Origin of the sequence: Mesorhizobium sp. M0601, from assembly GCF_040320845.1 — a bacterium.
Classification (GTDB): Bacteria; Pseudomonadota; Alphaproteobacteria; order Rhizobiales; family Rhizobiaceae; genus Mesorhizobium.
Window position 1 is genome coordinate 64,083 of record NZ_JAMYQK010000006.1, and the last position, 20,084, is coordinate 84,166.

Consider the following 20,084-nt stretch of genomic DNA (forward strand, 5'->3'; position numbering starts at 1 on the left):
CCTCAGTCGACGAAAAATACCGACGGCCAATTGAGGGATTATTTGGATGGTGGGCGTGACAGGGATTGAACCTGTGACCCCTGCAATGTCAATGCAGTGCTCTCCCGCTGAGCTACACGCCCATCCGAAGCCGCGCATACACCATTTTTGGTTCGGCACGTCAATAGCGGGAAAAGGGAAAGAACGCCTGGCTTGCGGCGTCGGTCAAGACGCGACAAAAAGCGCGTCAGGCGGCCTGCAGCATCTTTTCGACCTCGTTGACGAGGTCGCGCAGGTGGAACGGCTTCGATAGCACCTTGGCGTCTTTCGGCGCCTTGGAATCAGGGTTCAGCGCGACGGCGGCGAAGCCGGTGATGAACATCACCTTGAGGTCGGGATCGATCTCCGTGGCGCGTCGGGCGAGCTCGATGCCATCCATCTCGGGCATGACGATGTCGGTCAAAAGCAGCGAAAAAGGTTCCTCGCGCAGCCGCTCATAGGCGCTGGCGCCATTGTCGAAATCGCTGACCTGATAACCGGCGCGCTCCAGCGCCTTGACGAGGAACCGGCGCATGTCGTCGTCGTCTTCCGCCAGCAGAATGCGTGCCATGTTGTCCCGTCCGAATCACCCAACCGACAATGCCGTGCGGCAAGCCCGTTAACCATGCTGTATATGAGGAGGTGACGGTAAACATCAAGTGAACGTTGGCCGCACAATCCTGATTTGGCTGGCGCTTCGGCGGCTGGACATGCGGGCGGCGAGGTGGCACTTTCCCATCATGATGCATTGGTATTCCCGGGTTCGTCCAAATTGAAAACGGCAGCCGAGGATTTTTCGGTCGTTCCACCCTTCGAAATCCGATCGGGCGCCGAACAGCGCGTTCCCTTCCTCTTCAACTCGCCGCATAGCGGCCGCTACTATCCGGACCGGTTCATGGCTATGGCCAAGCTGGACCGCAACGCCATCCGCCGCTCTGAGGACTGCTATGTCGAGGAATTGTTCGGCGGCGCCGTCGCGCTCGGGGCGCCGATGCTGGCGGCAAACTTCCCGCGCGCCTATCTCGACGTCAATCGGGAGCCGTGGGAACTCGACCCGCGCATGTTCGCCGAACCGGTGCCGTCATTCTGCAACATCCGCTCGGCGCGGGTGGCCGGCGGGCTCGGCACCGTGCCCAAGCTGGTCGGCGAGGGGCTCGACATCTATTCCGGCCGCTTGCCGCTGGCGGAAGCTGTGGCGCGCATCGAAGCGGTCTACAAGCCCTATCACGAGACGCTGAAACGGCTTTTGACCAGAACCCATGCGCGCTTCGGCTACGCCGTGCTGATTGACTGCCACTCGATGCCGGCAAGCATAAGGGTCGGCGACAGCGGATTGCGGCCGGACTTCATCGTCGGCGACCGCTTTGGCATTTCCGCCGCGGCGGCGTTGACCGAGACGGCGATCGGCCTGCTCACCGGCATGGGCTACAGCGTCGCCCACAACAAGCCTTATGCCGGAGGCTTCATTACCGAGCACTATGGCCGCCCCGTGCGCCATCTGCATGCGCTGCAGATCGAGGTCAATCGCGGGCTCTACATGAATGAGCGGACGTTCCAGAAATCGGCTGGTTTCGACGCCCTGGCCGACGATCTGGCGCGGTTTTCGGCCGAACTGATGGCGATGCCCGATCACAATTTCATGGATCTGCCGCTGGCCGCCGAATAGCCGCGGAATCGCGGTACTCGCCGCTCATGCGGCAGCGTAAAAAAAGACCGCATCGTTTGCACGACACGGTCGAAGTCTAGGGAGGAAACGCCCAAGGAGGGCATGGACAGGAACCCCTGTCCGAGAACAAACGTATTGTGCGCTGCACAAATGTCAAGGCGCGTTCCGGCTTTTTTAATTCACTGTGAAGTGGAAACTGCATTTCCATGACGGCGGCGTTGCATTCGAGCAACAGTTGGCACCATGCGAAAGGCTCCGAACGCCCTTGTTTCGGCATAAATCCGTAGGCAAACGGGTATCTCCAAACATGCTGGAGCGGGAGAATCAGTTGGACATCAACATCGAGTTCATGCGGCGCATTGCGCGTGCCGCCGCAGCCGAGACCTTGCCGCGCTTCCGCAGCCAGGGCGCGGTCACCAACAAGGAGCGCGGCAGCTTCGACCCGGTCACCGAGGCCGACCGCGAGGCCGAGCGCGCCATCCGGGCGCTGATATCAGCGCAATACCCCGATCACGGCATTCTCGGCGAGGAACATGGCAGCGAAAACATCTCCAGCCGGCATGTCTGGGTGATCGATCCGATCGATGGAACGCGCGCCTTCATTTCCGGCCTGCCGGTATGGGGCACGCTGGTCGGGCTGACGGTCGACGGCGATGCCGTCGCCGGCATGATGTCGCAGCCCTTCACCGGCGAGTTGTTCTACGCCAATGCCTCCGGCTCGCATTATGAAGGTCCCGGTGGCCCCCGAAAACTCGCTACGCGCAAGACGACGAATCTCGCCGAGGCGACGCTGTTCACCACCACGCCGGCGCTGTTCAAGGGAGACGCGCGCCTGCGCTACGACCTGTTCGAGCAACAGGTCCAGCTCGCCCGTTACGGCACCGACTGCTATGCCTTCGCGATGGTGGCGGCGGGCAGCGTCGATATCGTTGCCGATCCCGGATTGAAACCGTACGACATCGTCGCGCTGATCCCGATCATCGAGAAGGCAGGCGGCGTTGTCACCACCTTCGAAGGCGGCCCGGCGGAAAACGGCGGCGACATCCTGGCGGCGGCGACACCGGAGCTGCACGCAGCCGCGATGGCGGCGCTGCGCGGCTGAGCATCCGGTGCACCCACGCGTCTGTTTTGCGCAAATCCGACGGAACCGCGGTACGGTCCTAAAGCAAATCGCGTCGCGTTTGAGTGAACTCATGTGACGCGCTTGTTTTATGCATGTTATCGCAAAACCGCTGCGCGACATGCATTAGCTGTCGGCAGGCCAAGCGTCCGAGAGACGCAGGCCCCACAAAATGAGCACGAAAGAGATGAGGCCGGTCGGCGCGGACGAATACGCCACACCTTTGATCACAGCTTCCTGAAAGGCACTTCCGTGGAAGGCTCCGGCCGCCAACGGCATAGTCTCGTTGCCGGCCGCCCAGGCGCTGGCGATCACGTAGGCGGCCAGGATCGCCAAAGCCGAATAGATCAGCAGCCAGAAAGCAATCCGCGACGTCGCCGCGCCGAGATTGAGCCTAGACCATGTGAGGCCTAGACCCAGCAAGAGAACGCCCTCCAGGGCGCTGAGCGTGTGCGCGGACAGTCCGAGCCGCGGTGCGGCGAGATACGGTATTGCAAACCCTTCGAATGACGAAAACAGCAGCAGCGCGACGCCAATCTGCAGTAGCCGATGCCCCTGACGTGACAGCGTATTCGATGCGTTCATGGTCGTTTTTCTCCCGGCGAATGGCCTCCATTCTCTTTGGCAGCAACCTAGCGCTCGATGCCTTAACGGGAATAAGGGGGCACGCTGCGTCGGACAAGCGACCCGTGCGGGCTTTGTTGGCGGGCGCCGGCGAAGCGGTCAAACAGAGTCGCCGGTTCCGGGGATGAAGGCATCGAATGCCGCAAGCAACTGCTCGCGATAGAGGTCGGCTTCCTGGAGAATCTCATGGCGGGCGCCGTCGATCATCACTAGCGAGCCGACGCGCAGACGTCTCGCATAGGCTTCGACTGCCCTGGTCGAGACGACCTGGTCGGCGCCGGCGGCGATAATCAGCAAGGGCACCTGGATCTTGGCCATGAAATCCGGGTCGCTGACGATCAAGGATGCCTCGGTGGCCGCCTTCAGCCAGCGGATCGTCGGTCCGCCGAGCGCCAGCTGCGGATAGGTTTCGTAGATCAGCGTGTTGCGCCGATAGCGTTCCGGGTCGCTGGTCAGCTTGTTTATGGCGAAGGGCACCGATTCCTTGGGCCGCGGCCCCCATGCGGCATAGAGCCGGCCAAGGCCGAGAAGGCAGAACAGCGAACAGAGGCGGCGGACGGTTTTTACCGAAACCGGCAGGTCCGGCACGGTGAAGAACGGTGCGATCAGCACCATGCGGCGCACGCGGTTCGCCATCGAGGGCGCGGCGAGCAGCGCAATCACCGCGCCGGCCGAGTGGGCCAGTATGTAGTAGGGTCCTCGGCAATCGGGCAGCACGATCTCCTCGAAGAACTGCTCCAGATCGCCGGTGTAATCGAAGAAGCTCCGGACGAAGCCGCGCTGTCGGTCGCCGATCAGCCGGTCGGAAGCGCCCTGTCCGCGCCAGTCGAGGGTTGCCACGCCAAAGCCCCGGTCGGCAAGGTTGCGAATGGTCTCGAAATACTTCTCGATGCACTCGTTGCGGCCGGTCAGGACGACGACGGTGCCCTTCATCGGGCGGGCAACCGCGGCAAACAGCCCATAGCGGATCTTCTTGCCGTCGCGCGTGGTGAAGAAGCCGCCGGCCGCGTTTTCCGGCAGCGGATTGCCCGGAGTTTCCTGGAAGAGAGGGGGCTGGTGGAGAAGATCGGTCATGCGGTTTTTGGTTGGTGTCGGTGCCGGCGTGGGCGCAAGTCAGGCATAAACGCCCATGCGCCAAAAGCAAAGGAATTCGGGACGCCGGGGAGGTCGACCGCCAGGCAGCGAACAAGTAAGGCCGGAAGCAGCCTTGGCGTGCTTCCGGCCTCTGTCGACCGGGAGGAAGGGACGTTACACCCGGTTCGGCCTCGTCGTGTCGCCTTTTCCGGCGACCTGTTCGTGATCTCGAGAACAGTTTTAGTGCCGCCCGGCTGAACGCTCGCCGAAGCCACGGTTCATCTGCCGTTCATCGGCATCGGGACGTGGGCCGGGGACCGGTCCCGTTCGGACGCGGGAAAATCTTGAAATGCCGTCGCCGGCTTCCCAAATTTGGCATGCGGTCGCCAATGTCGGGGCCGCTGGCCCATCCGGAACGCCGTCACGGGTTTCGCACCGGCCATACGCAACCTTGTTGCTCAACAGGAGAACACACTATGCGTCACGTTGATTTTTCCCCGCTCTACCGTTCGACCGTCGGTTTTGACCGGTTGTTCACCATGCTCGATTCGCTTGCGCAGCCGGAAGGCCAGACGTATCCGCCTTACAACATCGAGCGCACGGGCGAGGATGCCTATCGCATCTCGATGGCTGTGGCCGGCTTCTCGGAAGATGAGATTTCGATCGAAGCTCACCGCAATGTGCTGACCGTCAAGGGTGAGCGCAAGGAGGAAGGCAATGGCGAAGGCTCCGAACTGCTCTATCGCGGTATCGCCAGCCGAGCCTTCGAGCGCCGCTTCCAGCTTGCCGATCACGTCGAGGTTGTCGGCGCCGCGCTGAAGAACGGCCTGCTCTTCGTCGACCTCAAGCGCAACATCCCCGAAGAGCTGAAGCCGCGCAAGATCGCGATCACCTCGGCTCCGGCCAAGGCCAAGCAGATCGAGGCCAAGACTGCCGCCTAAGCCAGGCAGCTAAACTCCGGGACGCCAACTCCCCGGGAAGAAAGGGCGGTGCAGCAATGCGCCGCTCTTTTTGCTGGTGGGCAAGGCTTGCTATCCGGCGAGCAGGTAGCCGAAACGGTCGACCTCGTCGGGCGTGGTCGCGAAGCTGGTGACAAACCGATAGAGCGCTTCGTCTTCGCCAATGTAGCCGTCGTAGCCGAGCGGCCTGTGCCAGTCGTGGAAGGCCGCCCCTGCCGCTTGCATTCTTTCGGCCTCGGCCTTTTTCATGACTGCGAAGACCTCGTTCGCCTGCGGCAGCCAGGCCAGCCGGGCCGAAGGGGAATCTTCTATCGCCGCGGCAAGCCGTGCCGCCATCGCATTGGCGTGCCGTGCTGTGTCGAGCCACAGCCCACCCCTGAAATAAGCATCGAATTGCGCGGCGATGAAGCGCGATTTCGAGAACAGCTGGGCCGCGCGCTTACGCAAAAAGGCCAATTCCTTGGCTCGCTCGAGGTCGAACAGCACGATCGCCTCGGCGCACCAACAGCCATTCTTGGTGCCGCCGAAGGAGAGGATGTCAACGCCATGCTTCCAGGTCATTTCGGCCGGCGTCGTTTCCAGCGCGACGAGCGCATTGGCAAAGCGGGCCCCATCCATGTGCAGCGGCAGTCCATGCTGCTTTGCGATCGCCGAAATCCTGGCGATTTCGTTCAGTGTGTAGACGGTGCCGACTTCGGTCGACTGGGTGATCGAAACGGCAACCGGCCGCCCGGAATGGACGTTTTCGGGTGCGAAACGGTCCACCGCCCGTTCCAGATTGCCGGCATCGATCCTGCCGAGTGCGCCTTCGACTGTACAAAGCCGCGAACCGCCGGTGAAATATTCCGGTGCACCGCATTCGTCCTCGATGATGTGCGATTCGCGATGGCAGAAGGAAATGCCGCCTGGCTTGTTATAGGTAGTCAGCGACAGCGAATTGGCAGCGGTGCCGGTGGCGACGAAAAACACCGCGACTTCGCATTCGAAGATCTCATTGAAGCGCCGGTAAACTGCCTTGTCGAGGACGCCGTCGCCATAGGCGGTGGAGAAGCCGTCGGCATGGGCCGACAGGCCGGCAGCGATACGGGGATGGGCGCCTGCCCAATTGTCGGAAGCGAAAATCATGCGTCTGCCTATGCTGGGGAAATCGGTGCGAGCTTGGCCGCTTTCGCATGCCGGCCGCAAGTGGCAGATACCGAAAATCCGCTAAAGCCAGCGAAACGCATGAGCGTAGATGCAGCGACTGAAGGTTACGCTGACACTGCGTTCCGCGCAATTTTCTGTCGCGAAAGCTTCAAGAATTTTTTGAATCGGTCTTGTGTGCATCCAAAATTTCTGTCATAAAAATTTAGGACAGTAGTGCTGTCTTATTTTGTCGCACAAAACTGGCCGCATTGGCATATGATTGCGCCTCTGCGGCCATTGCCGCGAGCGACAGCTAGACAGTCTGGCTCCGGCCTGTACGAATACCATATGCGAACCATGCGGAAAGCCGCACGGTCGGCAAGAATTTCGCAAGACGTGCCGCAGATTGAAAGGGGAGCCACGCGCTTCCCGACGGAAACCAGCGCCCGAAGGGGACGGAACGGAGGACAGGACGATGACGGATATGACGCCATCTGCGACGAAGGCCGCGCAGACGACAGCGGCAGCCGTCAAAAATCCGTCCCCGACCAATATTGGGCGAACCAACACCGGCTATGCTGCGCACGGCCTCTATGATCCGCGCAACGAGCATGATGCCTGCGGCGTCGGCTTCATCGTCAACATGAAGGGCGTGAAGTCGCACCAGATCGTCGAGGACGGCCTTGCCGTGCTCGAAAACCTGACGCATCGCGGCGCGGTCGGCGCCGATCCGCTGATGGGCGACGGCGCCGGCGTGCTGGTGCAGCTGCCGGACCGCTTCTTCCGCGAGGAGATGGCCAAGCAAGGGGTCGAACTGCCGAAGCCCGGCCACTACGCCGTCGGCCACGTGTTCATGCCGCGCGACCCGGAGCTGCAGGCGCATATCGAAGGCATCATCGCCGAGGTGGCGCAGCTCGAGGGCCAGCCGCTGCTCGGCTTTCGCGACGTGCCAGTCGACAATTCATCGCTGTCGAAGGCGCCCGACATCGCCGCTTCCGAGCCGGTGCACCGGCAGGTGTTCCTGGGCCGCGGCGCCGAGATCGAGAACGACGACGATTACGAGCGGCGGCTCTACATCCTGCGCAAGGTCATCTCCGGTCGCATCCATGAGGAGACCAAAGGCGTCGATAACGGCTTCTATGTCGTCTCGATGTCGTCGCGGACCATCGTCTACAAGGGCATGTTCCTGGCCTATCAGGTCGGCGCCTACTACAAGGACCTCACCGACCCGCGTTTCGAGACGGCGCTGATCCTTGTCCACCAGCGCTTCTCGACCAACACGTTCCCGTCGTGGAAGCTGGCGCATCCCTACCGCATGGTCGCCCACAATGGCGAGATCAACACCCTGCGCGGCAACGTCAACTGGATGGCGGCGCGGCAGGCTTCGGTCGATTCCGAACTGTTCGGCAACGACATCTCGAAGCTGTGGCCGATCTCCTATGAAGGGCAGTCCGACACCGCCTGCTTCGACAACGCGCTCGAATTCCTGACGCAGGGCGGCTATTCGCTCGCCCACGCCATGATGATGCTGATCCCGGAAGCCTGGGCCGGCAACAAGCTGATGGGTCAGGACCGCAAGGCCTTCTACGAGTATCACGCAGCGCTGATGGAGCCGTGGGACGGGCCAGCGGCGGTTGCCTTCACCGACGGCCGCCAGATCGGTGCCACGCTCGACCGCAACGGGCTGCGGCCGGCGCGCTACATCGTCACCGATGACGACCGCGTCATCATGGCTTCGGAAGCCGGCGTGCTGCCAGTGCCGGAGGAAAGGATCGTCAAGAAGTGGCGGCTGCAGCCCGGCCGCATGCTGCTGATCGACCTGGACAAGGGCCGCATCGTTTCCGACGAGGAGATCAAGTCGGAGATCGCGACCAGGCATCCCTACAAGAGCTGGCTCGCCAACACACAGCTCATCCTCGAGGATCTGAACCCGGTCGAGCCGCGCGCCCTGCGCAGGGATGTCTCACTGCTCGACCGCCAGCAGGCGTTTGGCTACACCCAGGAGGACACCAAGCTGTTGATGTCGCCGATGGCGACCACCGGCCAGGAAGCCGTCGGCTCGATGGGTACCGACACGCCGATTTCGGCAATGTCGGACAGATCGAAGCTGCTCTACACCTATTTTAAGCAGAACTTCGCACAGGTCACCAATCCGCCGATCGACCCGATCCGCGAGGAGCTGGTGATGAGCCTGGTGTCCTTCATCGGGCCGCGGCCCAACATCTTCGATCTTGTCGGCAATTCGCGCCGCAAGCGGCTCGAAGTGCGCCAACCGATCCTGACGAACGGCGATCTGGAGAAGCTGCGCTCCGTCGGCCACACCGAAGACCGTTTCGACACCAAGACGATCGACATCACTTACGGTTCGAATGAAGGCGCGGCCGGCATGCAGGGCGCCATCGACCGGCTGTGCGAGCGCGCCGAGGCGGCGGTCGCCGGCGGCTACAACATCATCATCCTTTCGGACCGTCAGCTCGGGCCGGATCGCATTGCCATTCCGGCGCTGCTGGCAACGGCGGCCGTGCACCATCATTTGATCCGCAAGGGATTGCGCACCTCGGTTGGGCTCGTCGTGGAATCCGGCGAGCCGCGCGAGGTGCATCATTTCTGCTGTCTCGCCGGCTACGGCGCCGAGGCGATCAATCCCTATCTCGCTTTCGACACGCTGCTCGACATGCACAAGCGTGGCGAATTGCCAGCGGAGGTCGATGCCTACGAGGTCGTCTCCCGCTACATCAAGTCGATCGGCAAGGGCATCCTCAAGGTGATGTCCAAGATGGGCATCTCGACCTACCAGTCCTATTGCGGCGCGCAGATCTTCGACGCCATCGGGCTCAAGTCGGATTTCGTGCAGAAGTACTTCACCGGCACGGCGACGCTGATCGAAGGCGTCGGGCTGGACGAGATCGCCGCCGAAACGGTCAGCCGCCACACCGACGGCTTCGGCAACGACCCGGTGCTGCGCAACAGCCTCGAGGTCGGCGGCGAATACATGTTCCGCATGCGCGGCGAGGCCCATATCTGGTCGCCCGACGCAGTGGCGACCTTGCAGCACGCCGTGCGCCAAGGCTCGTGGGAGACGTTCAAGGACTATTCCGCCCAGATCGACAGCGAGACGGCGCAGGCGCAGACCATTCGCGGCCTGTTCAAGATCAAGCTTGCGCAAGAGACCGGGCGCAAGAAGGTCAAGCTCGACGAGGTGATGCCGGCGGCCGATATCGTCAAGCGCTTCTCGACCGGGGCGATGTCCTTCGGCTCGATCTCAAGGGAAGCGCACACGACGCTGGCGCGCGCCATGAACGCCATCGGCGGCAAGTCGAACACCGGCGAGGGCGGCGAAGAGGCCGATCGCTATCTGCCACTGCCGGGCGGCGGCAAGAACCCCGAACGCTCGGCGATCAAGCAGGTCGCCTCGGGACGCTTTGGCGTCACGGCGGAGTATCTTGTCAATTCCGACATGATGCAGATCAAGGTCGCGCAAGGGGCGAAGCCAGGCGAGGGCGGCCAGCTGCCGGGTCACAAGGTCGATGCGACCATAGCAAAGGTCAGGCACTCGACGCCGGGCGTCGGCCTGATCTCGCCGCCGCCGCATCACGACATCTATTCGATCGAGGATCTGGCGCAGCTCATCTACGACCTGAAGAACGTCAATCCGGCGGCCGACGTATCGGTCAAGCTGGTCTCGGAAGTCGGCGTCGGCACGGTTGCGGCCGGCGTCGCCAAGGCGCGTGCCGACCACATCACCATATCAGGCTATGACGGCGGCACCGGTGCCTCGCCGCTGACCTCGCTCAAGCATGCCGGCAGCCCGTGGGAGATGGGCCTTGCCGAGACGCACCAGACGCTGGTGCTCAACGGCCTCAGGTCGCGCGTCGCGCTGCAGGTCGATGGCGGCCTGCGCACCGGGCGTGACGTCATTATCGGCGCACTGCTCGGCGCCGACGAGTTCGGCTTTTCGACCGCGCCGTTGATCGCGGCCGGCTGCATCATGATGCGCAAGTGCCATCTCAACACCTGCCCCGTCGGCGTCGCGACACAGGACCCGGTGCTGCGCAAGCGCTTCAAGGGCACGCCCGAGCACGTCATCAACTTCTTCTTCTATGTGGCGGAAGAGGTGCGGGCGCTGCTTGCCGAGATGGGCTACACCCATCTCGACCAGATCATCGGCGACACCGACCTTCTGGAAAAGCGCGAGCTGATCCAGCACTGGAAGGCACGCGGGCTCGACTTCAGCAAGATGTTCTACAAGCCCGATGCGCCGCACGAGGCGGTGCACTGGACCGAGCGGCAGAAGCATCCGATCGACGACGTGCTCGACCGCAAGCTGATCGAACTCGCAAAGCCGGCGCTCGAAGCCAGGCAGCCGGTCAGTATCGAACTGCCGATCCGCAACGTCGACCGTTCGACCGGCGCCATGCTGTCGGGCGAGGTGGCAAAGCGCTTCAAGCACAAGGGCCTGCGCGAGGACACGATCTCGGTCAAGCTCACCGGCACGGCCGGCCAGTCCTTTGGCGCCTTCCTGGCGCGCGGTGTCTCGTTCGAACTGGTGGGCGCCGCCAACGACTATGTCGGCAAGGGCCTGTCGGGTGGCCGCATTGTCATCCGCCCGCCGGAGAACACGAAAATCGTTGCTGCCGAATCCATTATTGTCGGCAATACCGTGCTCTACGGCGCAACCGAGGGCGAGGCCTATTTCTGCGGCGTTGCCGGCGAGCGTTTTGCCGTGCGCAATTCGGGTGTCGCCGCCGTCGTTGAAGGCGTCGGCGACCATGGTTGCGAATACATGACTGGCGGTATCGTCGTCGTCATCGGCCAGACCGGCCGCAACTTCGCCGCCGGCATGTCGGGCGGCGTCGCCTATGTGCTCGACGAGGCGGGTGATTTCGCCGAACGCTGCAACATGGCGATGGTCGAGCTGGAGCCGGTTCCGGAAGAGGACGACCTGATGGAAAAGCTGCTCCACCATGGCGGCGATCTCGACCATAAGGGCCGTGTCGACGTATCCGGCGATATGACCAGCCATGACGAGGAGCGGCTCTACCAGCTGATCTCCAACCACGTCCACTACACCGGCTCGGTACGAGGTCGCGAAATCCTCGACGACTGGGCGACTTTCCGGCCGAAATTCCGGAAGATCATGCCGGTCGAATACCGCCGCGCGCTGATCGAGATGGAGCGGATGCGCATGAACGTGGCGGCGGAATAGATTTGGAAATTGCCGGGAGGCCATGCGTCCCGGCAACCATCTTCATCAACAATCCTGACCTCGGACTGAAGGTTGCCACAGCTGCCTTATGAGGTTAACGGGTGCGTCGCCAGGCGTGCCTTCCGGACAGCAGGGACTGGACTATGGGCAAGGTAACAGGGTTTCTCGAGATCGACCGGCAGGTGCACAAGTACCAGCCGGCTTCCGACCGCATCCGGCATTTCCGCGAGTTCACGCTGCCGATGTCGGACAAGGAGGTCGAGAAACAGGCCGCGCGGTGCATGGATTGCGGCATTCCTTATTGCCATGGACCGACCGGCTGCCCGATCCACAACCAGATCCCGGACTGGAACGACCTCGTCTACAATGGCGACTGGGAAAACGCGATCCGCAACCTGCATTCGACCAACAATTTTCCGGAATTTACCGGCCGCATCTGCCCCGCACCTTGCGAGGAAGCCTGCACGCTGAACCTCGAGGATATTCCGGTCGCCATCAAGACCATCGAGCAGGCCATTGCCGACAAAGCCTATGAAACCGGCCATATCCGGCCCTATCCGCCGGAACGGAAGACCGGCAAGCGCGTCGCGATCATCGGCTCGGGGCCGGCAGGCATGGCGGCTGCCCAGCAACTCGGCCGCGCCGGCCATGACGTTCACGTCTATGAGCGCGAGAGCCGGCCGGGCGGGCTGATGCGCTACGGCATCCCCGATTTCAAGATCGAGAAGCATTATATCGACCGGCGCATCGAGCAGATGCAGGGCGAAGGTGTCAGCTTCCATTGCGGCGTCAATGTCGGCGTCGACAAGCCGGTCGCCGAACTGCTCGCCGAATATGACGCCGTGCTCTATTGCGGCGGCTCCGAAACGCCGCGCCCGGCCAACATCCCGGGCGACGATCTCGACGGCGTGCACGACGCCATGCCGTATCTGGTGCAGCAGAACAAGCGTATCGGCGGCGAGCCGATCCAGTCGGTGGCATGGCCGTCGCGCCCGATCGTCGCCGGCGGCCAGCACGTCGTCGTCGTCGGCGGCGGCGACACTGCCTCAGACTGCGTCGGCACCGCCTTCCGCCAGGGCGCGGTACGCGTCACCCAGCTCGACATCCGGCCGCAGCCGCCGGAAAAGGAGGACAAGCTGTCGGTCTGGCCCTACTGGGCGACCAAGATGCGCACGTCATCGTCGCAGGCCGAAGGCGCCGAGCGCGAATTCCAGGTGGCGACGCTTGAATTCATCGGCGAAGACGGCCAGCTGACCGGGGTCAAATGCTGCGAGGTCGACGAAAAGCGCAAGCCGATCGCGGGCACGGAATTCGTCATCCGCGCCGATCTCGCGTTCATCGCCATCGGCTTTGCCGGGCCAGCCGCTCGCGGGCCGATCTCGGAACTCGACGGGCAGATGAAGATCGTCACCGACAGCCGCCGTTCGAAGAATGTCGAGGCCAATGACCGGGACTACAGGACCAGCGTCGAAAGGCTCTATGCGGCGGGCGACGTGCGGCGCGGCCAGTCGCTGGTCGTCTGGGCGATCCGCGAGGGTCGCCAGGCGGCGCGCGCCATCGACGAGGCGCTGATGGGATCGAGCGTGCTGCCGCGCTGAGCCCGTTCCGAAGAGGTTCTGTTTACTGGCGGATCGCCGTCGTCGTATCGGATGCGGCCGCCGTCGCAGGCTGTGTCTTGGGCGGCCAGGAGAAATCGTCGGCGCGGCCCGGTGAGGCGTCGGGCGCCTTGCCCTCGACGATCAGCCTTTCGCCCGGCAAATTCTTGTCAGCTTTTGCCGGCGGGGCGGCGCCGAGAAGTTCCGAGCCGCCGTCCAGCGCCGGATCGCTGAGCAGCATCGGCACGGTGCGATCGACAGCTATCGGTGCCGCGGCAGGTGCCGGCGCCTCGACGGGAGCGCCGGCCGGGGCAGAAGCCGTCACCACGCTTCCTGGCGCGGCCAGCCCCAGGATCTTCATCAGCGGCTTTTCGGTATAGAAGGCGAGCTTGCGCTTGCCGGCCTTCGACATGTTGATGCCGTCGTCGGAGCGCAGGCGCACCGATTGGCCGTTGATGTCCGGTCCGCTGGTGATGAAGGCGCCGTTCTCGTCGACGAACCCGTCCCAGACGTCGACGAATTCGCCGCCGTGGCTTTCGGCGGACGAGCGGAAGATGTCGTTGAAGGCCAGCATGTCGGAGGTCATTTTCGAGACCCGGAAGGCCGGCATGCCGACCCACAGATACGGCACCTTGGTTGCGGCGATGGCCTTGCCGAACGCATCGGTCCGGCGCTCGTATTCCTTGGTCCAGTTTTCGGATCGCGGCTGCTCGCGTACATCGCCGACGCGCATCTGCTGCCGGTCGTTGGATCCGAGCATGACGACGACGGCTGCCGGTTTTTCGGCAGCGATCAGCGACTTGACCTGTTCTGGCCAGTTGTAGACATCGTCACGCACGAAGCCGGACGATCCGTTGGCACGGACGACGATCCTGACGCCAGTGTTTTCGGCAAAGGCGGCGTCGAGCCCCTCAGCCAGCCCAGACGCCATGAAATCGCCGACCACCAGAACGACGCGTGCATCCGGCGCCTTCTCGACTACTGGGGTTGTCGGCTCGGCCGGCGGCGGCCGGCTAACTGACCGGGGCTTTCTCAGCTTGGGCCTGGGCTTTGTTCTCTGGAATTCTCTCTGGAATTCGGGCGGCGGCTGCTCAAACCGCTCGCTTCTGCGCGGAAACAACAGGTCGCGCAGCGACCAGCCACGACTTTCCGGCTCCTGCGCCATGGCCGCGGTATGAAAGGCACTGGCGCCGCCGACCGCCAGAACGGCGATCGCCAGAACGAGGATCGGCACGCGACGAACGATTAACCGGATGCGCGCAGCCGAAACCAATCACCCTCTCCATCCCGCAACCGGCTCTAGTTCTGCCTGAGCCATTTGAGCACTTCCTTGCTCGGATACCCGTCCTGGGTCAAGCCAGCCTTTGCTTGGAAGGCCATGATGGCGGTTTTCGATCCGTCACCGATCTTGCCGTCGAACTTGCCGTCGTAATAGCCGTGCTCGGAAAGTCGCTTCTGAAGCTCCTGCCTTTCCTCGAAGGAGAGCTTGGTAAACGGTCGCTTCCAGTCCTGCACAAGCCCGCCATAGCCGGCAATTTCGTCGGCAAGAAGGCCCACGGCGAGCGCATATTTGTCGGCATTGTTGTAACGCTTGATGACCGAGAAATTCTTGATCATCAGGAAAGCCGGCCCGCCGCTGCCGCCGGGCAGCTTCAACGTCGCCTTGTCCGCACCGTTCTTGAACGGCTTGCCGTTGGCACGGCTGACCCCCAGCGCCTGCCATTGCGACAGCGACTTTGAGCCTCCGGGCAGCTTCTTGCCGTCCGGAAGGCTGACCTCATAACCCCAGGTCTTGCCTGCCTGCCAGCCGTTCTTCCTCAGCAAATTGGCGGCTGTCGCCAGTGCGTCGGGAATCGAATTCCAGATGTCGCGCTTGCCGTTGCCGTCCATATCGACCGCATAGGACTGGTAGCTGGTGGGGATGAACTGGGTATGGCCCATCGCGCCGGCCCATGAGCCGCTGAGATGGCTTTCGTCGATGTCGCCGGTCTGCAGGATCTTCAGCGCCGCGATCAGCTGGGTGCGGGCAAATTTCGCTCGCTTCGGATCGGCATAACCAAGCGTCGCCAGCGAGCGCACGACATTGCGCATGATATCATCGCGCTTGAGAGTTTCGCCGTAGTTCGATTCCATAGACCAGATGGCCAGCAGGATGTAGCGGTCGACGCCGTATCTTGCCTCGATCCTGTCCAGCCAAGGCTTCCATTTCCTTGCCATCTGCTGGCCGACGGCGACCGACTGGTCATGGACGCGGTTGTCGAAATAATCCCAGGCGGGTGCGGTGAATTCGGGTTGAGTACGGGCCTTTTCCAGTACCACCGGGTCAGCATCGTTGATGCCCTTGAATGCCTGGTCGTAGACGGAGCCGGAAACGCCGCTCGCCACGGCGGTAGCACGGAAGCTGGCGACCCATTGGCGGAAGCCGGCATCGGCAAAAGCCGGCCCGCTGGGCATGAGCAAAGCAAGCGAGAGGCTGGCGGCCGTCAGGACGCTGGTGAAGCGCCTTGCGGCGTTGCGAACGGACATCTTTTCCTCCTTCTTCATCTCAGGAAGACTATTCATCGCCGAACCCGGTTAGCATTTGGTTTACCATAGGTGCCGTGCGGGGTGAAAAGATGCGTCAATGCTTTACCAGCTGAGATTTATGACCCGCCGTTCAGTAATCCTCGATTTCGGCATGAAAATGTCTCGAATCGGGATTGCCGAACAGGCATGCAAATGGATAATTGGCACATGAAGAGAGTTCGCAAGGCAGTGTTCCCGGTTGCCGGTCTCGGCACGCGCTTTCTCCCTGCTACCAAGGCCATTCCCAAGGAAATGCTGACGGTCGTCGACAGGCCGGTCATCCAGTATGTGGTCGATGAGGCGCGCGATGCCGGGATCGAGCATTTCATCTTCGTGACCGGCCGCAACAAGGCGGTCATCGAGGATCACTTCGATGTCCAGTTCGAGCTCTACGACACGCTTGCGCAGCGCGGCAAGGACGACCAGCTCGCCCGCCTGCAGCGGCTGCAACCGGCGCCGGGGCAGACCAGCTTCACCCGCCAGCAGGTACCGCTCGGCCTTGGCCACGCCGTCTGGTGCGCGCGCGAGCTCGTCGGCGACGAGCCCTTTGCGCTGCTATTGCCCGACATGATCATGCAGTCGGAAAAAAGCTGCATGAAGGACATGGTCGAGCTTTACGCCGAGACCGGCAACAACATCGTCGCCGTGCAGGAATGCGATCCGGCCGAGGCGCACAAATACGGCATTGTCGGCCGCGGCGAGGACGCGCATCACGGTTTCCGCATCACCGGCATGGTGGAAAAGCCGAAGACCGGCACGGAGCCGTCGAACCTCTACATCAACGGGCGCTATATCCTGCAGCCGGAGATATTCAAGATACTCGAAGGTCAGGAAAAAGGCGCCGGCAACGAGATCCAGCTCACCGATGCAATGCTGAAGCTGCAGAAGCAACAGCCCTTCTACGGCTACCACTACCGCGGGCGGACGTTCGACTGCGGCTCGCCCGAAGGCTTCGTCGAGGCCAACGTTGCCTTCGCACTGTGGCGCAGAGACATGAATGCCAGCATGGCCGGTGTCATTCGCACGCTTCTCGACGAACTCGCGCCGTCAGAACGCCGCGGCATAGCCTTGTAGTTTCAACACCGGTTGCCGCGCTGATCGGCTAAAGCGCGCCGCGTTCGACCGGCCTCATGCGACGCGCTTCAGGTTTCTTGTTTTAGGCAAGTCGTTATCGCAAAACCGCTGCACACTTTTGCGCGACATGCATTTAGCGCTGCAACTTCAAGCCGACGAAGATACTGTTGGCCGTGTAGTCGCGCCCAATCAGGTTGCTGGTCAGTTTTTCCGTCCTGGCGCGGGTGGTGAGCCCGGTGTAGCGGTTCAGCCACCACGTCAGCCCAGCCTCGGCGCTCAGCGTCAAATCATGATCGTCGGAGCCGGTATAGTCGCGCCATTCGAGGCCGACAGCGGCATTTCCGGTCAGGTTGGCGCGGATCTGCCGCTCGCCGGTGAGGCTGCCGGAATAGAGCATATCGCCGCTTTCGCCCGCATTCGTCGTGTTCTCAGCGGTCGTCTGTGCGGTGAGCCCGATCGTGGTGCCGCGTTCCGGCGACCATTTGAGATCGGCATTGACCGTCGCGCCCGAAATAGCCGGCAGGGCATCGTCGTCGATAGCTTCGCGCAGCCAGCCGACCGAGAACTCGCCGGTAAGCTTCTCGCGGAGATCGAGCTCGACGCCGGCCCGTGCGCCAAGCCTGGTCGAGGAGCGCTGGAAGCCGTTTGGATCGACGCGCAAATCATAAGCGCGCCGGCCGATCTCGATTTCGGTGAACGGGGTGATGGCAGGCGAGATCTCGTAACCGGTACGCAAAATGGCCGTGTAGAGCGTCGAGTCGCGGCCCTTCTGCGACAGCGATCCGCCCGACGAAAGCTTGGCGTCGCCAAAGATGTCGTGCTCGACCGCGCCGGTCAGCGCGAAGCGCATCTTGCCGGCATCCTTCTCGACGGCGAGACTGCCGTTCACGGTCTGGCGCACCGGCTGGCCAACGGCGCCGACGACCGCGTCCGGCGCCGAGGCCGATTCGGGCACGGCCTCATAGCCCAGCTTGGCGATGGCGCGCAGATCATTGTCGAGATCGATGTTGAGTGTGCCGTCGACGCGGCCTTGCGCCTCGTGAATGTCATAGCCGGACAAGGTTTCGCGGAAGATGCCATAGCCCTCAACCGTCGCCGAATTCTCCCGCCAGTCGGAGACGGCGTTGAAGCGCAGAGTCGTTTCCGACAGCAAGGCCGGCTTGCCGAGGCTGCTCGAATCGGCGTTTGTCGAAGACGTCAGGCCTTGCTCGAGCGTCGGCCGGATTACGAAAGAGCCGAGCTTGATGCCGGTGGCGGCGAACGGGTCGTCCTCGTTCTTTTTGTTCTGGCCTTCGATGGCTTCGGTGCGCTCGGCGCCGGGGTCGAGCCTGAGCCTCTCGGCGGAATCGATGGTGACGGCACGGCGGTTGACCGTATCCTGCTCGTCTATAGCGGCGGTATCGGTGTCATCGGTCGCCGCCGCGGCTGCAGTCGCGGCTCTCTTGCGCTTCTGGCTGTCAGCGGTCTCGTCTTCGGCGTTGGCCGCATTGGCGGCGCGTGGCGTCGCGCTTGGCCGCCGTCGGGGTGGCGGAGCAGGGTTGTCGGGAAATGGGTCGCCGCTGGCCGCTGGTTGATCGAAAGTGCCGCCGGTTGTGGCCGCCTCGCCCGTGCCGTCGTCAGGCAACGCCCCTTGGCTGGCCGGGCGATAGGTAGGCAGCGGCGTATTGTCGTTGGCGGTTGCAGCAGCCTGCGCGGCTTGGGTTCCGGCTATGCTCGATTGCCTGATCTTGTACTGCTGGTCGTCCAGGATTGTCGATTCCGAAACCTCGCCGCGCAGCTCGGTTTCCTGGGCGCAAAGCAGTGCCGGCCGCGACAACGCAAAGACACTGGTTGCCAGCAGCAAAGCGCAGACCGCCTTGCCCTTTCGTCCCATTTTGTTTTGAGGCTGAAACCCGGACATCGGCACCACTGCTTGCGCGGCGCACGCGCGCCATACTTACGAAACCGTAAATGGGGATGGTTAACGGAGCGTTGAGGCATGGCCCGCCAGGAGGTTCGGGACGGCAATTCCGTTGGACAGGCGCGCGCCGAAGCGCTAATCGCATCGTCCATGGACGTGAAATCCCCAGACAGGAAGCGGCATGACGGGCAGGCCGCGATTGCCTCGGCGCTGAGAACCGTGGCGACGGAGCAGGCCGGCGTCGCGGCACTGGCAGACGCTCTCGAAAACGGGCTGGCCGAGCCGTTCGCACGAGCCGTCGGCATGGTGTCGCAGATCGATGGCCGCGTCATCGTCACCGGGGTCGGCAAAAGCGGCCATATCGGCTCGAAGATCGCCGCAACGCTCGCCTCGACCGGCACGCCGGCCTTCTTCGTTCACCCTGCCGAAGCCAATCACGGCGACCTCGGCATGATCGCCAGGAACGACGCCATCATCGCGCTGTCGTGGTCGGGCGAAAGCCTCGAGCTCAAGGGCATCATCGCCTATTCGAGGCGCTTCTCGATCCCGCTGGTCGCGGTCACCGCGGGCGAAAAATCGGCGCTGGCGCGCGCGGCCGACGTGGTGCTTCTGCTGCCGCGAGCACCGGAAGCCTGTCCGCACGGGCTTGCGCCGACGACCTCGACGCTGCTGCAAATGGTGATGGGCGATGCGCTGGCCATAGCGCTGCTCGAGGCACGCGGCTTCACCCCGGACCATTTCCGCACGTTCCATCCCGGCGGCCAGCTCGGAGCCAACCTGACGCAGATCCGCGAGATCATGCATGTCGGCGACAGGCTGCCGCTGGTATCGTCAGGTACCGGCATGCGCGAGGCAATCCTCGAATTGTCGCGCAAGGGGTTTGGCTGCGTGGCCGTGACTGCCGCGGACGGCAAGCTGATCGGCATCATCACCGATGGCGACATCAGGCGCCATATCGGCAGCGATCTCCTGGCAATGAGCGTCGATCAGGTGATGACCAGAGAGCCGAAAATGGCCGCGCCCGACACGCTTGTTGCGACGGCGCTGCAGACGATCAACGACTCGGCTATCACCAGCCTGATGGTGGTCGAAGGCAGGCGGCCGATCGGGCTCGTCCATCTGCACGACCTGCTGCGCATCGGTGCTGCCTAGCGGGTT

14 protein-coding genes and 1 tRNA gene are annotated in these 20,084 nt (G+C 63.0%); 7 read left to right on the top strand and 8 right to left on the bottom strand.

Features of this window, described 5'->3' with window-relative positions; genetic code table 11:
• Positions 1 to 47 precede the first annotated feature (47 nt).
• A tRNA-Val gene (locus NKI41_RS08680) sits at positions 48 to 122 on the bottom strand.
• 104 nt (positions 123 to 226) lie between these two features.
• Positions 227 to 589 (bottom strand): cell cycle two-component system response regulator CpdR, encoded by a 363-nt coding sequence (gene cpdR, locus NKI41_RS08685; RefSeq protein ID WP_006199474.1) that lies wholly within the window; start codon positions 587 to 589, stop codon positions 227 to 229.
• 153 nt (positions 590 to 742) lie between these two features.
• On the opposite strand from cpdR, the gene NKI41_RS08690 reads away from it, so the two are divergent.
• Both NKI41_RS08690 and hisN read left to right on the top strand, forming a co-directional pair.
• Positions 743 to 1,684 (top strand): N-formylglutamate amidohydrolase, encoded by a 942-nt coding sequence (locus tag NKI41_RS08690; RefSeq protein ID WP_352682502.1) that lies wholly within the window; start codon positions 743 to 745, stop codon positions 1,682 to 1,684.
• Positions 1,685 to 2,012: 328 nt separating this feature from the next.
• Positions 2,013 to 2,786 (top strand): histidinol-phosphatase, encoded by a 774-nt coding sequence (hisN, locus tag NKI41_RS08695; protein ID WP_352682504.1) that lies wholly within the window; start codon positions 2,013 to 2,015, stop codon positions 2,784 to 2,786.
• 144 nt (positions 2,787 to 2,930) lie between these two features.
• Here the strand turns inward: hisN and NKI41_RS08700 are convergent, their stop codons facing one another.
• Both NKI41_RS08700 and NKI41_RS08705 read right to left on the bottom strand, forming a co-directional pair.
• On the bottom strand, positions 2,931 to 3,389 hold the full coding sequence (locus tag NKI41_RS08700; protein WP_352682506.1) for a styrene oxide isomerase: 459 nt from the start codon (positions 3,387 to 3,389) through the stop codon (positions 2,931 to 2,933).
• Between the two features lie 138 nt (positions 3,390 to 3,527).
• Positions 3,528 to 4,502 (bottom strand): alpha/beta fold hydrolase, encoded by a 975-nt coding sequence (locus NKI41_RS08705; RefSeq protein ID WP_352682508.1) that lies wholly within the window; start codon positions 4,500 to 4,502, stop codon positions 3,528 to 3,530.
• 476 nt (positions 4,503 to 4,978) lie between these two features.
• Here NKI41_RS08705 and NKI41_RS08710 point away from each other — a divergent pair, with 476 nt between their 5' ends.
• Positions 4,979 to 5,443 carry an Hsp20 family protein gene (locus NKI41_RS08710; protein WP_023675381.1) on the top strand — a complete coding sequence of 155 codons (465 nt, stop codon included), beginning with the start codon at positions 4,979 to 4,981 and terminating at the stop codon, positions 5,441 to 5,443.
• A gap of 90 nt (positions 5,444 to 5,533) precedes the next feature.
• Here NKI41_RS08710 and NKI41_RS08715 read toward each other — a convergent pair whose 3' ends face one another.
• Positions 5,534 to 6,586, bottom strand: coding sequence for a threonine aldolase family protein (locus NKI41_RS08715; protein ID WP_352612903.1), 1,053 nt, complete (start codon positions 6,584 to 6,586; stop codon positions 5,534 to 5,536).
• Between the two features lie 475 nt (positions 6,587 to 7,061).
• On the opposite strand from NKI41_RS08715, the gene gltB reads away from it, so the two are divergent.
• Both gltB and NKI41_RS08725 read left to right on the top strand, forming a co-directional pair.
• Positions 7,062 to 11,792 carry a glutamate synthase large subunit gene (gene gltB, locus NKI41_RS08720; RefSeq protein WP_352612901.1) on the top strand — a complete coding sequence of 1,577 codons (4,731 nt, stop codon included), beginning with the start codon at positions 7,062 to 7,064 and terminating at the stop codon, positions 11,790 to 11,792.
• Positions 11,793 to 11,935: 143 nt separating this feature from the next.
• Complete coding sequence (locus NKI41_RS08725) at positions 11,936 to 13,390, top strand: glutamate synthase subunit beta (protein ID WP_352469525.1); 1,455 nt, start codon at positions 11,936 to 11,938, stop codon at positions 13,388 to 13,390.
• Between the two features lie 22 nt (positions 13,391 to 13,412).
• On the opposite strand, the gene NKI41_RS08730 is transcribed toward NKI41_RS08725, so the two are convergent.
• Positions 13,413 to 14,660, bottom strand: coding sequence for an SGNH/GDSL hydrolase family protein (locus NKI41_RS08730; RefSeq protein WP_352469526.1), 1,248 nt, complete (start codon positions 14,658 to 14,660; stop codon positions 13,413 to 13,415).
• A gap of 26 nt (positions 14,661 to 14,686) precedes the next feature.
• The gene (locus NKI41_RS08735; protein ID WP_352564889.1) at positions 14,687 to 15,913 is read right to left on the bottom strand and encodes a lytic murein transglycosylase; all 1,227 of its coding nucleotides are present in this window, start codon (positions 15,911 to 15,913) and stop codon (positions 14,687 to 14,689) included.
• 207 nt (positions 15,914 to 16,120) lie between these two features.
• Here NKI41_RS08735 and galU point away from each other — a divergent pair, with 207 nt between their 5' ends.
• Entirely contained in the window at positions 16,121 to 17,026 is a 906-nt protein-coding gene (gene galU, locus NKI41_RS08740) for a UTP--glucose-1-phosphate uridylyltransferase GalU (RefSeq protein WP_352469528.1), read from the top strand.
• A 133-nt stretch (positions 17,027 to 17,159) separates the two neighbouring features.
• Here galU and NKI41_RS08745 read toward each other — a convergent pair whose 3' ends face one another.
• A complete protein-coding gene (locus tag NKI41_RS08745) occupies positions 17,160 to 18,899 on the bottom strand; it encodes an outer membrane beta-barrel protein (protein WP_502901197.1) in 1,740 nt (579 codons plus the stop codon).
• A gap of 177 nt (positions 18,900 to 19,076) precedes the next feature.
• Between NKI41_RS08745 and NKI41_RS08750 the strand changes: the two genes are divergently transcribed.
• Positions 19,077 to 20,078, top strand: a complete 1,002-nt coding sequence (locus NKI41_RS08750) for a KpsF/GutQ family sugar-phosphate isomerase (protein ID WP_023675389.1) — start codon at positions 19,077 to 19,079, stop codon at positions 20,076 to 20,078.
• Positions 20,079 to 20,084 lie beyond the last annotated feature (6 nt).

Coding starts and splice junctions, on each gene's coding strand:
- cpdR (WP_006199474.1), bottom strand. CDS start 589: ATGGCACGCATTCTGCTGGCGGAAGACGACGACGACATGCGCCGGTTC.
- NKI41_RS08700 (WP_352682506.1), bottom strand. CDS start 3,389: ATGAACGCATCGAATACGCTGTCACGTCAGGGGCATCGGCTACTGCAG.
- NKI41_RS08705 (WP_352682508.1), bottom strand. CDS start 4,502: ATGACCGATCTTCTCCACCAGCCCCCTCTCTTCCAGGAAACTCCGGGC.
- NKI41_RS08710 (WP_023675381.1), top strand. CDS start 4,979: ATGCGTCACGTTGATTTTTCCCCGCTCTACCGTTCGACCGTCGGTTTT.
- NKI41_RS08715 (WP_352612903.1), bottom strand. CDS start 6,586: ATGATTTTCGCTTCCGACAATTGGGCAGGCGCCCATCCCCGTATCGCT.
- gltB (WP_352612901.1), top strand. CDS start 7,062: ATGACGGATATGACGCCATCTGCGACGAAGGCCGCGCAGACGACAGCG.
- NKI41_RS08725 (WP_352469525.1), top strand. CDS start 11,936: ATGGGCAAGGTAACAGGGTTTCTCGAGATCGACCGGCAGGTGCACAAG.
- NKI41_RS08735 (WP_352564889.1), bottom strand. CDS start 15,913: ATGTCCGTTCGCAACGCCGCAAGGCGCTTCACCAGCGTCCTGACGGCC.
- galU (WP_352469528.1), top strand. CDS start 16,121: ATGAAGAGAGTTCGCAAGGCAGTGTTCCCGGTTGCCGGTCTCGGCACG.
- NKI41_RS08745 (WP_502901197.1), bottom strand. CDS start 18,899: ATGGGACGAAAGGGCAAGGCGGTCTGCGCTTTGCTGCTGGCAACCAGT.
- NKI41_RS08750 (WP_023675389.1), top strand. CDS start 19,077: ATGGACGTGAAATCCCCAGACAGGAAGCGGCATGACGGGCAGGCCGCG.